The following is a 14167-nucleotide window of genomic DNA, read 5'->3' as shown; positions in this document are numbered from 1 at the left end:
AAATGTGCAGTGCGCTAAGACAAGGTCCGGTCAGCAAAAGGAACCCCGTGTGAACCTCCGCAAGAAGATCGCAGACAGCGAAGCCGTGCTGAACTGGGTGGCCCGCCGGATCGCCACTTACATTCGATTGGTCAACCGCAACACACGCTGGCAGCGCATCGGATACGAAGAACTGGATCAGCTGGCCGAACAAGGTGAACCGGTCATCGTTGTGCTGTGGCACCAACGGCTGGCGCAGTCGCCCTATTTCTTCCCGCTGGACAAGGGGCGCATCTGTTCGATCACCTCGTCTGCCCGGGCGGGCAGCATGGTGGGCCGGGTACAAAAGCTGTTTGGCATGGACACGATCGCCATGGCCAGCAAGACACGCCACGTTGCCTTGTCACGCCAGGTTCTGGGCAAGATGAAGCAGGGTATCTCTATTGGGATCGCGGCAGACGGACCGCGCGGGCCGGAACGGGTTCTGTCGACGGTTCCGTTGGTATGGGCGCGCACCTCGGGCAAGCGCGTATTCGGTATCACCTTTTCCGCGAAACATGGTCGCGAAGCGGGAACCTGGGATCACCTTCTGATGCCCCGCCCCTGGCGAAATGAAGGCGTGTTTCTGTGCCGGGAATGGACTGAAACAGTGCCCCGCAAGGCCAGCGAAGAGGAAATCGAGACCCTGCGCCTGAGCCTGGAGCAGCACATGAACGACATCACGGCAGAAGCTGACCGGATGGTCGGGCGCGAGCCCTGGTCACCTGACGCCTAACCGCCCCTGAGACGTTGCATCAGATAGACTTCACTGCCTTCGGGAATCGGCTCGGTAAGCCCGGTGGCTATGACGCGCCCGTCGATCGCGATGGAGACCCCTGCATCAATGGGGGCCTGCAACTGTGGGTGGGCACGGACCAAAGCCCGTAATAGCTCTCCGGTGGTTTTGGCCTCGACCTCAACCACTTGCTGGCCCCCGGTCAGTGACCGGAGGCCGGACCAAAGGTGGACCTCAACCATTTTCTTTCAGGGCCGCCAGAATGCGCGGCGGAGACATCGGCAGTTGCTTCATCCGAACACCCGCCGCATTGGACACCGCATTGGCAATGGCGGCCAGGGGCGGCACAATGCCCGTCTCGCCCACGCCGCGCACCCCGAACGGGTGGCCCGGGTTGGGCACTTCGACGATCACCGTGTCAATCATCGGCAGGTCACTGGCAACGGGAATCCGGTAGTCAAGAAAGATCGAGTTCTGCAACCGGCCATCTTCGCCATAGATGTATTCCTCGTTCAGTGCCCAGCCGATGCCCTGTGCGGCGCCACCCTGAAACTGCCCTTCCACATAAGTCGGGTGGATCGCCTTGCCGGCGTCCTGAATGACCGTGTACCGGGTGATCGATGTCTTGCCGGTTTCCGGGTCGACCTCGGCATCGACGATATGGGTGCCAAAGGATACGCCCGCGCCTTCGGGGGTTGCTTCGAAATGGCCCGAAATCGGGCCTCCGGTCGATCCCATATCCGCCGTGATGTCGGCCAAAGGCATCGGGTCGAAATCCCCCGCATTAGGCCCCGAGGGCACCGCGCAGCCGTCTTCCCATTTCACCGCATCGACCGGGATGCCCCACTTGGCCGCCGCACGTTCGCACAGTTTCTCGACCGTGTGTCTTGCTGCCTTGATCGTCGCGAGGCCCGACGCGTAGGTCACGCGCGAACCATGGCTCACGTCGTTGTAACCCAGCGTCGCCGTGTCGGCGATGGTCACGCGGATATTTTCATACGGAATGCCCAGAACCTCGGCCGCCATCAAGGCCATGGATGCGCGCGACCCGCCAATGTCGGGTGTGCCGACCATCAACTGCGCCGAACCATCCTCGGACAGTGCCAATGAGACGCTGGTCTCGCCCCCGTGGTTGAACCAGAAACCGCAGGAAACCCCGCGCCCCTGACCCGGCTTCAGCGGTGCCGCGTAATGGGGATGCGCCTTGGCAGCCTCAAGGGTTTCGACCAGACCGATGCGTTCGTAGGTCGGGCCATAGCTGGCCTTCGTGCCCTCATGCGCGGCATTTTTCAAACGCACATCAATAGGATCGAGGCCCAGCTTGTTGCAGAGCTCATCAAGGACGGATTCAACGGCGAAGGCGCCCATCGGAGCGCCCGGCGCGCGGTACGCGGCCTGTTTCGGACGGTTCGACATCACATCGTAACCGATCTGCTTGACGTTGGTCAGGTTGTAGGGCGCAAAGGCACACATGGCCGTCATATCGCCCGGGGCGCCGGGGAAGGCCCCGCCTTGCAGGCGGAAGACACCCTGCGCCGCCGTGACCGTGCCGTCTTTCTTCATGCCGATCTTCACGTCCATCGACGCCGAAGAGGTCGGCCCGGTGGCACGAAAAACTTCGGACCTGGTCATCACGATCTTGACCGGACGGTTGGCCTTGCGGCTGAGCGCCAGCGCGACGGGTTCGATGAACACCGTGGTCTTGCCGCCAAAACCGCCGCCGATTTCAGACGCCGTGACGCGCAGCTGAGAGGTTTCGATTCCCAGCAGCGCCGCACAGGTCTTTTGCGCGATCCAGTGGCCTTGGGTTGTGCACCACAACTCGCCCTTGCCGTCATTGCCCAGCATGCCCAGGCAGGCATGCGGTTCGATATAGCCCTGATGGGTCGCCTCGGTGACAAAGCTGTCTTCGATAACCAGATCGGCCTCGGCAAAGCCCGCCTCGACGTCACCGTGACCGCTTTCGTGATAACGCACGACGTTCGGGTGCATCCCTTCCGGCACCGAATAATCCGCAGCACCTTCCCGGATCACCGGCGCATCCGGGGCCATCGCTTTGTCCACATCGGTGACGTGCGACAGTACCTCGTATTCGACCTCGATCAGTTTCAGCGCATCACGTGCCGCCAAGGCAGATGTGGCCGCCACCGCAGCTACCGCGTGCCCGTCATAGAGCGCCTTTTCCCCCGCCATGACATTTTCCAGCACATTCCAGAATTCGCCTTCAAGCCCGGGCTTGAACGGGACATCGGCGAAATCGGCGCGGGTCACGACGGCTTTGACGTCCTTCAATGCCTCGGCTTTCGAGGTATCAATCCTGACGATCCGGGCATGGGCATGGGGTGAGCGCAGAATCGCGCCGTGCAACATGCCGGGGGCCGAGATATCCGCACCGAACTTGGCCCGGCCCGTCACCTTGTCCAGACCGTCAGGGCGATCGGGGCGGGTGCCAACGAAGGTGAAGTCAGTTTTGCGATCGTCCAGAGCCATTATGACGCCTCCCGCATCTCAGCCGCCGTGTCCATCACGGCGCGAATGATCTTGTCGTAACCGGTGCAGCGGCATAGGTTGCCCGCTAGCCAATAGCGCGTTTCTTCCTCGGTCGGATTGGGGTTCTTCTCCAGCAGCGACTTCGCCGCCACCAGAATGCCCGGGGTGCAGATGCCGCATTGCAGCGCGGCGTATTCGATCATCTTCTTCTGCAACGGGTGCAGGATGTCACCATCCGCAATCCCTTCGACGGTTTCGATCTGCTTGCCTTCGGCCTCGACACCCAGCATCAGGCACGAGCACACAAGGCGGCCATCGACGGTGACCGAACACGCGCCGCAATCACCGGTGCCGCAGCCCTCTTTGGCGCCGGTCAGGTTCAGTTTGTCGCGCAGACAGTCCAGCAGGGTTTCGCGCGGGTCGCACAGGTATTCGACTGCGTCCCCGTTCACGGTGGTGGATATGTGGAGCTTGCTCATGCGTTTTCTCCCTTCGCGCGGGCATAGGCGATCTTTGCGGCACGTTTGGCCAGAACGCCGGCGACTTCGGTACGGAATGCGATCGTACCTCGTTTGTCGTCGATCGGATTGCAGGCGGCGGACGCGGCCGCGGCCAGTGCGTCAAGGGCGGCATCGTCCAAAGTGCTGCCGATGATCGCGTTGGCACAGTCTTCAACCAACAGAACGGTCGGTGCCACGGCACCCAGCGACACGCGCGCCTCGGTGATGACTTCACCGTCCAGACGGAGGTTCACACCTACGCCCACCACCGCAATGTCCATTTCGGTACGGGGGATGAACCGCAGATAGGCGTCGCCCCCATTCTTGCCTCGGGCAGGGATGTTGACGGCCGAGATCAACTCGCCCTTCGCCAGCGAGGTCTTGCCGGGCCCGGTCGGGATGTCCTCGACCGCAACGTCACGCGTGCCATCGGGGCCGGTTACGGTGACGGTCACGCCTGCGGCCACCATAGCGGGCACGGAATCAGCCGCAGGTGAGCCATTGCACAGATTGCCCGTCAGCGTCGCGCGGCCCTGAACCTGAGTTGAACCGATCAGGTCCATCGCCTCGACCACACCGGGCCAGTCGCGGCCAAGCTCGGGGTGCTCGCTCATCTCGGCGCCGGTGACGGCCACGCCGATCGTCCAACTGCCGTCGGCATTGCGGGTGATGTCACGCACGCCGTCGATCTTCTTGATGTCGATCAGCGTATCGGGCGTCACCAGTTCCGAGCGCAGTTGCACAAGTACATCCGTACCGCCCGCCAGAAAACGTGTGATGCCCGTCGCGTTCGCGGCCAGAGCCGAAGCTTCGGCAAAGCTGGCAGGGCTGTGATAATCCATGAAGCTACCTCGTACCTGTTGGTCAGGAATATCTGGGTTCGCGGCGACGTTAATTCACCCCTCGTCCGGCGTCCATGGGCCGAGCGATCAAAATTCAACTTCCAAATGTCGCTTTTGGACAGGGTTCAGAGATCGATCTCGATCACCCCATCAGGTTCCGCCGCGCGGCTTTGGCACAGGATCATGGCGCCTTCGCGCTGTTTGCGGGACAAAACGAAATCCCGATGCTCGACCTCGCCCGAAATGACACCGCATTTACAGACGCCGCAGATGCCGTCTGCGCATTTCACATCCACATGAATACCGGCTTCGTTCAGAACTTGCGCCGCGTCCTTGTCTGCGGGCACGGGCAGTGTCCGGCCCGAACGCGCAAGCTTGAGCTCAAACGCGTGGTTTTCATATTCAGGCGTTTCAGGAACCGAGAAATATTCCAGGTGACGCGCCTCTTCGGGAAAGCCCTGCTGCTCGGCCGCCTGAACCACGCCGTCCATGTAACGATCCGGCCCGCAGGTATAGACATGCCATCCATCCTGGTAGCCGGACAGAATTACATTCAGGTCGGCGCGGGTGCCTTCATCCGAGAAATGGTAATGAACGCGATCCGCCCAGGGCATGGCGGCCAGATCATCCAGATACCCCGCCCCGCCCCGTGTGCTGGCCGAATAGTGTAATTCGAACTCGCGGCCCAGCGCATGCAGACGATGGGCAAATGCGATCATCGGGGTGATTCCGATGCCGCCACCCATGAGGAATGTTCTGGTTGCCCTTTCATCCAATTCAAAGTGGTTGATCGGATTGGACACGAAAACCTTTCGGCCCTCGGAGAAGATGCGATGCAACAGCGCGGACCCGCCGCGCCCGTCATCCTCGCGCAGCACTCCGATCTGATACTTCGTACGATCCGACGGGTCGCCGGACATGGAATATTGCCGCAGGAATTCCGGCGCGACCAGAACGTCCAGATGTGCGCCCGCTGTCCATCCCGGCAGGGGCGCACCGTCCAGCGATGCAAATTCGTATTTCGTGACATCCGCCGTCATCTTTTCAACCTTGGTCACGGCGACCCGCATCACGGGCGCATCACCGGCGATCTGATAGCGATGGATGATCGACATGTCCCCGCCTGCCTTGCGGGCCTTGTACTCGTCAGCCGTCACCATGGCCTCATAGGCTGCAATCCCGGCCTCTCGGTCCATTGCAAAGGGATAGGGCCATGGGTGCGGAGCCAGATAAGCGGGATAGACGGCCAGGGTCTGATCCTCGTATTTCAGGTCCAGATCCTTTTGCAGATCGCGCCGGTTCAACGGGTGCGTCGTAGGGCGATAGGCGCCGTCGGGCTGCAACTCGATATCCCACCACCATTTCTTGGTGTCGTTCAGCCCGCCATTGCCGACCGCATCGTCCAGCCTGGCCAGCGCGGGCGCGGCGGTGGGGATGTTCATCGCAGCCCAGCGGAACGGGCGTTCAGCGAAGAGGCCTTCGAGGTTCCACGGGCAGGTCTTCATGCAGCGCCCGCACATCGCGCCGCCCGGGGTCGTCACACGGTACGTGGCGCATTTCTGGCTGTCGGATTTCCAGATTTCGTAACCGTTGAACATCAGCTTCGGTCCGGCGGTGATCGCGCCCGAGGGACATTCGCGGGCGCATTTGTTGCAGGATTCGCAAAAGGTTTGCAGGCCGAAATCGATGGGTTTGTCATGCGTCATCGGCATGTCGGTCGTCACCACGCCTGATTTCAGGCGCGGGCCCAGATAGGGGTTCAGGATAACTTCTCCGATCCGGCTGACCTCTCCCAACCCCGAAAGCAGCAAAAGCGGCGGTTGCAGCACCTCGCCATCCATCACCGTATGCGCCTTGGCCTTGTAGCCCAGGTTGCGGATCTGTTGGGCAATCACGCCGCCCAGCAGCGAAAAGCGCAGATAGGCGCGCATGGATTGGGCGACGCTGATCCAGTCGTCACCGCTGGCACCTTCCATCGTTTCATAGCCCTGATCGATGATCATGCTGATGGCCTGATCATGCGGCGGCACGATTTCTTCGCCCGTGGCGTCATGAGAATACCACGCCCATTCCGGGCAGCGGCTGAGGCCCACCGCATCGACCCCAAGGAAATAGGTCGCCGCCTTGATGTTCGCCGCATTGCGCTCGGCTTCGGTGGATCCGGCGACCCCGGCGCTTTCACCATCCTGCAACAGAACGAATGCACCCAGCGCGCGACGCTGGGCAAAGCTGGGCGCGGCCTTGCGCACGTAGTACCCGCCTTTCGCGGCGTCCTGCAATGACTTGCCCATGTCGCCGAACTGGGCGCGGGCGAACATGTCGGCGCGCTTGGGAACGCGGGCCACATTCTCTTCGTCGATATAGGTTGTCGGAGCCTCGACCCGTTTGAGCTTTTCGAAGGGATGGGCCCCGTCCACATAGCGTCGTTTGGCATATGGGTCACGGTTGAGGGCGTTCTTGGCAAATCCCGTGCCCAGCCACCATGCCGGACCTTGGGTCCGAAACCACGGCTGTTGCGGCATGGGCCTCAGCGGCCGGTCATGCGCGATGGGCATCTCGGTCGTCACGGCAGCAAGGCCAAACCGGGTGCCCAGCCAAGGCGCAACCAGCTGGTCGCCCTCGACCGAGGCCAGACCGGCGGCCATGGCCAGCTTGCCCAGATCAACTTCGGACGACATCATGCTGTGCGCGCGGGCGTCAAAACCCAGCAGTCGGATATAGTTGGCGATGACCACCGCATTCTCGGTTGCCAGCAGGCAGGCACGATGATCCTGCGCGTCGATGATCCAGTCCGCACCGGGTTCGGAAGGGTCAGGGTCGCGGTTGTGTTCGTAAAGAAAGACGATGGCGTGACGGTGGTCGTCAATCGGCTTGGGCGCGGCCTCCATACTGTCTTTCAGATCGGCCATGATGAGATCGATCCCAGAGGCCAGCGTTTTGGTCTGGCGCGTGCGCAATGCGTGGGCAAGCCGGTCGATATCGGGGTTGCGGCGTGGTTCCTCCAGCAGTGCATCCGACGGCAACGGCCCACAGCCCATCATCGATGCGTCGTTGAAATACCCAAATGCCTTCAGATGGTTGGCGCGCTCCTGCGGATCTGAGGGGATCTCGGATGCAATCGGGTTCACCAACCCGTCGCGGATCGCGTCCAGCATCGCCTGAAACTCGCCCATGGCGTTGACGATGCTGTCGGACCGTTCCGGCCGGAGGAAACTCAGTTCGCCCATGGCGGGCACGCGCGACAAATCCGGCATGGTATCTTGTCGGGTCAAACGCTCCAACGGGTATCGCCCCATGTGAACGGGCCGGTTCTTGTCCGAGAAAAAGCGGATTCCCATTATGCGCCTCCTGTTGCCATCCATCCCCTACCCCGTCATGGACAGCAAAACCATTCATGCATAGTCATAAGTGGTATGAGGAAAATCGATTTTACTGATCTCGACGGCAAGGTTCTGCGCACCTTTCTGACCATTCTCGAGGAAAGCTCGGTTTCGAAAGCTGCGGATCGGCTGGGCGTCACGCAATCGGCCATCAGCCACACGCTGGCCAAGCTCCGGCTGGTGCTGGGCGACCCGCTGTTTGTTCGGTCCGGTCAGGGCCTGACCCCGACTGAGCGCGCCTTGTCCCTGAAGGAGCCCGCACAAAAGGTGCTGGACGGAATGCGGGCGCTGACCGAAGGGCGGCCGTTCGATCCGCAGTCTGAACAGATCAGGATCCGCATCGCCACCAATGACATGCCGCGCGAGTTGATCTTTCCGCAGCTGTTACGAGAAACACGTGCCGAAGGCGCGGGTCTGCGGCTGGAATTCATTCCTTCAGGCGTGCCCGACCCCGAGCTGCTGCGCAGTGACAGATGCCAGTTGATGCTGACCCCGTTGCCACCGGATGGGCCGGATATCTTTCAAAAACGCCTGATGACCAGCCCGCTGATGCTGTTCTATGACGCCACACAGCGCACGCCGCCGGACAGTTGGGACGCCTATTGCAACTGCGATCATGTCGAGGTTCGCTTTGCCGATGGCCGCAATGCCCGCGCCGTCATGCGTGGCGTCGATCAAAGCCAGATCAGGCCAGCGGTGGTGACCTTGCCGCATTTCAACGCCATCCCGGCCTTCATACTGGGCAGCGACCTGATCTCGACCGACACGGCGCTGATGAAACAGGGCCCGCTGGCCATGCTGGATTGCGCGCCACTGCCGTTCGAATGCGCCCCGGTGTCGATCTACATGGTCTGGCACCAAAGGTCGGCCAATGATCCGGCACATCGCTGGTTGCGGGCCCGGATCGAGGCGATCGCCGCGTCTCTTCAGACCTGAGACAACAGCCAGTCGCGCATGATCCTGACCAGTTGCGGCTGGCGCGGCTTGCGGGGCGCAACCACGTAAAACCCCAGATCTGCAACCAGGACATCCGCAAGCGGCTGAACAAGACGGCCCGAGGCCACCTCGGGCGCGACAAGAGGCGCATTGGCCAGTGCTATCCCCTGCCCCGAAACTGCGGCATCGATCGCAAGGCTGGTCTGGCTGAAGCTCATCATTCTGGGTTTTCCGCTTACCCCCACCCGTTCAAGGAACAAGGGCCACAATCCGTGGGTGTCGTTCAGCAGCACTTGCGTCAGCAGATCAGAAGAGGTGCTGATTCCGCCCGCAACAGAAGGGCTGCATACCGGGATGAATTCGGTCGAGAACAAAGGCACCGCCTCCAGTTCCGCCGCAAACGGCGCCCGACCCTGCCTGACTGCAAGATCGACGCCATCCGAACTGAAATCCGCCAGACGCTCGCGCGCATCCACCTGAACCGAGACGTCCGGATACAGGTCCGTGAAGCCCGACAAACGCGGCACCAACCATTTCGAGGCAAAGCTGGGCGTGACCGACAATGTGATCCGCCGGTCCGGAGACAAGTCGGCCACAGCCTCTTCGATCAACCTGAAAGCACGTCGCAGGGGCGCGTGAAACCGCCGCCCGGCATCCGTCAGGCGCAACCCGCGCGGCAGGCGGTCGAACAGAACCTCGTTCAATCGCGCCTCAAGCCCGCGCACCTGCTGCGCCACGGCGCCCTGCGTCACGCCCAGCTCTTCGGCGGCCAGTCGAAAGTTCAAGTGACGGGCAGAAGCCTCGAAAGCGCGCAAGGCGTTAAGGGGTGGAAGGGCGGTCATGCTGTTATCCTGTAGATTTTCTACAGAATAGAGGCAGCAGAACTGATTGGTCAAACCACTGTCCGACGGCCATCTTGGGATCAACTGAAAACGGAGATGTCAGATGGAAAAAGTAGCACTTATAACGGCGGGCGGCAGCGGCATGGGGGCGGATTCCGCCCGGAGGCTGGCGGCGGACGGGTTCAAGGTCGGCATTCTGTCCTCCTCGGGCAAAGGGGAAGCTTTGGCAAAAGAGCTGGGCGGTGTCGGTATTACCGGCTCGAACCAGTCCACGGAGGATTTGCAGAAGCTTGTCGATGCCGCCATGGCCCATTGGGGGCGTGTTGACGTTCTGGTCAATTCTGCCGGTCACGGCCCCCGTGCCCCGATCCTTGAATTGACGGATGAGGATTGGCACACCGGCATGGATGTCTATTTCCTGAACGCGGTGCGCCCAACCCGGCTTGTGACCCCGATCATGCAGGCGCAGGGAGGAGGCTCGATCATCAACATCTCGACCTTTGCCGCCTTCGAGCCGGATCCGGTTTTCCCGACGTCGGGCGTGTTCCGCGCCGGGTTGGCCGCCTTCACCAAGCTGTACTCGGACAAATATGCGGCCGAGAATATCCGCATAAACAACATTCTTCCGGGCTTCATTGACAGCCTGCCCGAGAAAAAAGAATTCCGCAGCCGCATTCCGATGGGTCGTTATGGGCGCAGCTACGACGAGATCGCCTCGGTCGTCGCTCTGCTCGCCTCGGAAGGCGGCGGTTACATCACCGGACAGAATATCCGGGTGGACGGCGGTATCACCCGGTCTGTCTGAACTTAGAACCGCGCCTTTACAAGATGCGTCAGCGCCGCGCCGGATTCAAAAAATGCGCGGCGCACGCGCGTCCAGTTTTCGCGGTGTTCCGACACGGCGGGAACCGGCAGAAGCGAGGGATCATCGGCCAGAAGGCTTTCGGCCATCATGCGGCCGAACACCGTGCCCGGGCCGATGCCGCGACCGGAATACCCGTGTGCGGCCAAAGCGTTGGGGCCGATCTGCGTGATCTTTGGAATATGATCCGATGTCATTGCGATCCGCCCGTGCCACCCGTGTTCCAACGACTGGTTGGCCAATTGCGGATAGAGCTCGGCCAGCTTGCGCCGGACCCAACCGGAATGTGCAACCCGGCCGGCGTGTCCCAGATCCCCCATGCCGCCAATGATCATCCGCCCCGCCTGATCCAGCCGGAATGACGTCATGATCAGCCCGGTATCCCAGCACCCATCTTTCCGTGGCAGGATACTGGCGCGCAAATTGTCCGTCAGCGGGGCCGTGGCGTACTGGAAATAATAGACCGGCACATAGGCAGGCGCGGTATCCGGCAGCGCAAGATGATAGGCATTCGTCGCCTGAATGACCGATCTTGCCCGAACCGTCCCGCCCGGTGTCACCAGAACCCAGTGCCCGCCCTCATATGTCATGGTCTGCACGGGGCTTTGCGTATGTATCCGCGCCCCGGCCTGTGACGCCGCGCGTGCCAAACCCACCGCATAGGCCAAAGGTTGAATGGTTCCTGCCCGTGGATCGAACAAGGCACCGTGAAAGGCCTGGCTGCCGGTGCGTTCACCGGCCTGGTCCGCCGACAACAGCACAACCGGCGCTCCGGCTTCGCTCAACTGCGCATGACGCGTATGCAGGTCCTTCAAACCCGACGCGGAATGAGCGCAATGCAGGGTTCCGCTGCGCACGGGCTCACACGCAATGCCATATTCATCGATCAAGGCAAACACATCCGCCGGCGCCTTGGCCAGCAAGTCGATCAAACGGTTCCCCGGTTCAATACCGATATGCGCCCGGATGTCATCCGGCGGCAGCCACAGCCCCGCATTGACCAGACCGACATTGCGCCCCGAACCGCCAAACCCGATTTCCTGCGCCTCGAGCAGGCAGACCGACGCGCCGGCGCGGGCAGCGGTCAAAGCCGCTGAACAGCCGGTGTAGCCACCTCCGATGACAGCCAGATCAACCGCTGCGTCAGCGGTCAGGGGCGGTGCGGGGACTGTCTCGGTGCAGGTGGTCTGCCAAAGTGATTGTTCGGGATCGTTCACGTCGGGCCTCTGAGTCTTGTCGGCGGATCATCATACCGACACCCCCCCTTTGCAAGCGGCCTTTTGACCCGTGCTGCGACAACGAAACAGGCCCGGCAGGCCCGGGCTTTGCCCGGGCCTGCCGGGCCCAACCGGAGGAGTCATTCCGTCAGGAATGAAGACGACGGGCGGGAGGGCCCGCGTGGTGGGCTCAGACGTCGAGCGATCGCGCGATCAGCTCTTTCATGACCTCATTGGTGCCGCCATAGATCATCTGCACCCTGGCATCCGCGTAAAGACGTGCAATCGGGTATTCCATCATGAACCCGTAGCCGCCGAACAGTTGCAGGCATTCATGCATGATCTCGTTCTGCACCTCGGACCCCCAGTATTTGGCCATCGAAGCAGTTGCCGCGTCCAACTCGCCTGCTTCCAGTTTCCCGATACAATCATTGATGAAACTGCGCAGAACCTCGGCCTTGGTCTTGCATTCCGCCAGTTTGAACCGGGTATTCTGAAAATCCATCACCCGCTGCCCGAAGGCTTTGCGTTCCTGCACGTATTTCACGGTTTCGCCGATGGCGAAATCGATCGCGCCCAGCGCCATGATCGCGATATTCAGCCGTTCCCACGGCAGCTGTTTCATAAGCTGATAGAATCCCTGCCCTTCCTCGGGGCCCAGCAGGTTTGTCATCGGCACTTTGACATCTTCGAAAAACAGTTCGGCAGTGTCATTGCCCTTCATGCCCAGTTTCTTGAGGTTCCGCCCCCGGCGAAAACCTTCACACCCGTCAGTTTCCACCACGATCAACGAAACGCCGCGTGCGCCAGCGGTTTTGTCGGTCTTGGCGGCCACGATGATCAGATCCGCAGTCTGTCCGTTCGTGATGAAGATTTTGGACCCGTTCAACCGGTAGGAGTTGCCGTCCTTCTCGGCAGTCGTCCGCACCGCCTGCACGTCCGAACCGGTACTGGGTTCGGTCATTGCCAGCGCGCCGACCAATTCACCCGACGCCAGTTTGGGCAACCACTTCTTCTTCTGATCTTCGCTGCCATACGCGGTGAGATAGTGGGTCACGATCGACTGAATGCCATAACCCCAACCCGCATCACCCCGCGCGCCCTGTTCGTAGGCCGTGATGGCGTCAAAGCCCATGCCGCCACCGACGCCGCCATATTCTTCGGGGATCGCACCCGCCATCAGCCCGGTTTCGCCGGCCTTGCGCCAGAAATCGCGATCCACAACGCCGTTTTCAACCCAGGTTTCGATATTAGGCGACAGTTCGTCATCCATGAACCGACCCGCCATATCCGCGAACATGCGGTGTTCATCAGTGACCCATGCCGCAGTCGAAGTGAAAAGTGACATTGAACGCCCTCCAATCGGTCTTTCCGGAAAAGGCTAGCGCCGTGTTCGGTTCACGCCAATCCTTGTGACGCCGCGTCCCTTTGCGGAACAACGCAACGTTCCCTGGCCTACGATGTCAGAGAATACCTATTGGCTGGCGGGGTTAAGTCAGTGCTTTGGCCAAAAGGTGCTTGGCCGCATCCTTGGCGTCTTCCGCCGGATCGCAGTTCTTGAGCAGAACGGCGGAAACAATGGCTCCTTCTTGCAACAACACGATCTGACTCGCGAGCTTCCGAGGATCATGCGCGCCGGCCTGCTGGGCTATGGCCGTGAAGTGTTCCAGCAAAAGCTGTTTGTGTTCGGCGGCCTGTACATGGATCGGGTGATCCTTGTCCTGATACTCGGCCCCGGCCTTGATGAACATGCAGCCCCGGAACCCGTCCTCTTCGAACCACTCTTTCAGGGCATCGAAACTGACGATGATCTGCTCGGCCGGTGTTTCCGCCATCTCGTCGATGCGCTGAAAGAACCAGTCGCGAAAGTTCTCATCCCGCAAGTGCAGCGCGGCGACGATCAGGTCTTCCTTGGTGCGGAAATGCTTGTACATCGACGTCTTGGACACGCCTGTTTCCACGACCAGCTTGTCCATGCCGGTTGCGTGAAACCCGTCGCGGTAAAAGACCTTCAGGGCCTTGCTGACCAACTCATCCCGTTTGTTTGGGCGCATGATTCGGCTCCATGGTGTACCGTTCTGTACATATTACCATGGAGCGTGAAGTACAATGACCCCAGGCCAAAGCGTTGTTTTGAAATAGTTTTACCAGGCGCCTTGTCTCACCATGAAATTTCCACTTGCAAAAGTTTACAGATCGGTACACTTTGCCTGTAAGTTGACCGATCTGTACACCCGAGGATTTGACCGATGAAACGTCGCGCCAGCATTTTTCCACCTCAGTACGTCCCCTTCCTTCTGACCATGGCTCTTCTTGCCGCCTCCCTCACCTGAAAGCCTTTGCG

General features: G+C 61.0%; 12 protein-coding genes. 3 read left to right on the top strand and 9 right to left on the bottom strand.

What is annotated here, in order from left to right; translation table 11 throughout:
* Positions 1-49 precede the first annotated feature (49 nt).
* Positions 50-754 carry a lysophospholipid acyltransferase family protein gene (locus tag ACR0LI_RS01015; protein WP_171634212.1) on the top strand — a complete coding sequence of 235 codons (705 nt, stop codon included), beginning with the start codon at positions 50-52 and terminating at the stop codon, positions 752-754.
* Here ACR0LI_RS01015 and ACR0LI_RS01010 read toward each other — a convergent pair.
* The 5 genes from ACR0LI_RS01010 to ACR0LI_RS00990 all read right to left on the bottom strand — a co-directional run bounded on the left by ACR0LI_RS01010 (position 751) and on the right by ACR0LI_RS00990 (position 7924).
* Entirely contained in the window at positions 751-996 is a 246-nt protein-coding gene (locus ACR0LI_RS01010; RefSeq protein WP_152458904.1) for a MoaD/ThiS family protein, read from the bottom strand. The two genes, ACR0LI_RS01015 and ACR0LI_RS01010, sit on opposite strands and share 4 nt — an antisense overlap.
* Positions 989-3244, bottom strand: coding sequence for a xanthine dehydrogenase family protein molybdopterin-binding subunit (locus tag ACR0LI_RS01005; RefSeq protein WP_480717859.1), 2256 nt, complete (start codon positions 3242-3244; stop codon positions 989-991). Before ACR0LI_RS01005 ends, ACR0LI_RS01010 begins: the two co-directional genes overlap by 8 nt.
* Positions 3244-3723 carry a (2Fe-2S)-binding protein gene (locus ACR0LI_RS01000; protein WP_171634217.1) on the bottom strand — a complete coding sequence of 160 codons (480 nt, stop codon included), beginning with the start codon at positions 3721-3723 and terminating at the stop codon, positions 3244-3246. The genes ACR0LI_RS01005 and ACR0LI_RS01000 overlap by 1 nt, the downstream gene beginning before the upstream one ends.
* Positions 3720-4586 carry an FAD binding domain-containing protein gene (locus ACR0LI_RS00995; protein ID WP_171634219.1) on the bottom strand — a complete coding sequence of 289 codons (867 nt, stop codon included), beginning with the start codon at positions 4584-4586 and terminating at the stop codon, positions 3720-3722. The genes ACR0LI_RS01000 and ACR0LI_RS00995 overlap by 4 nt, the downstream gene beginning before the upstream one ends.
* Before the next feature lie 125 nt (positions 4587-4711).
* Positions 4712-7924: a reductive dehalogenase gene (locus ACR0LI_RS00990; protein ID WP_480717858.1), complete on the bottom strand. Its 3213-nt coding sequence runs from the start codon at positions 7922-7924 to the stop codon at positions 4712-4714.
* 75 nt (positions 7925-7999) lie between these two features.
* On the opposite strand from ACR0LI_RS00990, the gene ACR0LI_RS00985 reads away from it, so the two are divergent.
* Entirely contained in the window at positions 8000-8902 is a 903-nt protein-coding gene (locus tag ACR0LI_RS00985; protein WP_480717857.1) for a LysR family transcriptional regulator, read from the top strand.
* Here ACR0LI_RS00985 and ACR0LI_RS00980 read toward each other — a convergent pair.
* A complete protein-coding gene (locus tag ACR0LI_RS00980) occupies positions 8893-9744 on the bottom strand; it encodes a LysR substrate-binding domain-containing protein (RefSeq protein WP_171634228.1) in 852 nt (283 codons plus the stop codon). The genes ACR0LI_RS00985 and ACR0LI_RS00980 overlap by 10 nt on opposite strands.
* 103 nt (positions 9745-9847) lie before the next feature.
* Here ACR0LI_RS00980 and ACR0LI_RS00975 point away from each other — a divergent pair, with 103 nt between their 5' ends.
* Positions 9848-10549 carry an SDR family oxidoreductase gene (locus ACR0LI_RS00975; protein WP_480717856.1) on the top strand — a complete coding sequence of 234 codons (702 nt, stop codon included), beginning with the start codon at positions 9848-9850 and terminating at the stop codon, positions 10547-10549.
* Between the two features lie 2 nt (positions 10550-10551).
* Here the strand turns inward: ACR0LI_RS00975 and ACR0LI_RS00970 are convergent, their stop codons facing one another.
* From ACR0LI_RS00970 to ACR0LI_RS00960, 3 genes are all read right to left on the bottom strand, one after another.
* On the bottom strand, positions 10552-11823 hold the full coding sequence (locus ACR0LI_RS00970) for an NAD(P)/FAD-dependent oxidoreductase (protein WP_480485495.1): 1272 nt from the start codon (positions 11821-11823) through the stop codon (positions 10552-10554).
* Positions 11824-12013: 190 nt separating this feature from the next.
* Entirely contained in the window at positions 12014-13171 is a 1158-nt protein-coding gene (locus tag ACR0LI_RS00965; RefSeq protein WP_171228939.1) for an acyl-CoA dehydrogenase family protein, read from the bottom strand.
* 142 nt (positions 13172-13313) lie between these two features.
* Entirely contained in the window at positions 13314-13877 is a 564-nt protein-coding gene (locus ACR0LI_RS00960; protein WP_480717855.1) for a TetR/AcrR family transcriptional regulator, read from the bottom strand.
* Between the last annotated feature and the right edge of the window lie 290 nt (positions 13878-14167).

The organism is Ruegeria sp. CL7, assembly GCF_056536445.1.
The sequence above is the reverse complement of the archived record's forward strand: the minus strand, read 5'-3'. Positions and strand labels throughout refer to the sequence as shown.

What these genes read in the sequence shown, in the direction of transcription:
- ACR0LI_RS00975 (WP_480717856.1), top strand. Translation starts at nt 9,848, where the DNA reads ATGGAAAAAGTAGCACTTATAACGGCGGGCGGCAGCGGCATGGGGGCG.
- ACR0LI_RS00965 (WP_171228939.1), bottom strand. Translation starts at nt 13,171, where the DNA reads ATGTCACTTTTCACTTCGACTGCGGCATGGGTCACTGATGAACACCGC.
- ACR0LI_RS00985 (WP_480717857.1), top strand. Translation starts at nt 8,000, where the DNA reads ATGAGGAAAATCGATTTTACTGATCTCGACGGCAAGGTTCTGCGCACC.
- ACR0LI_RS00980 (WP_171634228.1), bottom strand. Translation starts at nt 9,744, where the DNA reads ATGACCGCCCTTCCACCCCTTAACGCCTTGCGCGCTTTCGAGGCTTCT.
- ACR0LI_RS00990 (WP_480717858.1), bottom strand. Translation starts at nt 7,924, where the DNA reads ATGGGAATCCGCTTTTTCTCGGACAAGAACCGGCCCGTTCACATGGGG.
- ACR0LI_RS01010 (WP_152458904.1), bottom strand. Translation starts at nt 996, where the DNA reads ATGGTTGAGGTCCACCTTTGGTCCGGCCTCCGGTCACTGACCGGGGGC.
- ACR0LI_RS01005 (WP_480717859.1), bottom strand. Translation starts at nt 3,244, where the DNA reads ATGGCTCTGGACGATCGCAAAACTGACTTCACCTTCGTTGGCACCCGC.
- ACR0LI_RS00995 (WP_171634219.1), bottom strand. Translation starts at nt 4,586, where the DNA reads ATGGATTATCACAGCCCTGCCAGCTTTGCCGAAGCTTCGGCTCTGGCC.
- ACR0LI_RS00960 (WP_480717855.1), bottom strand. Translation starts at nt 13,877, where the DNA reads ATGCGCCCAAACAAACGGGATGAGTTGGTCAGCAAGGCCCTGAAGGTC.
- ACR0LI_RS01000 (WP_171634217.1), bottom strand. Translation starts at nt 3,723, where the DNA reads ATGAGCAAGCTCCACATATCCACCACCGTGAACGGGGACGCAGTCGAA.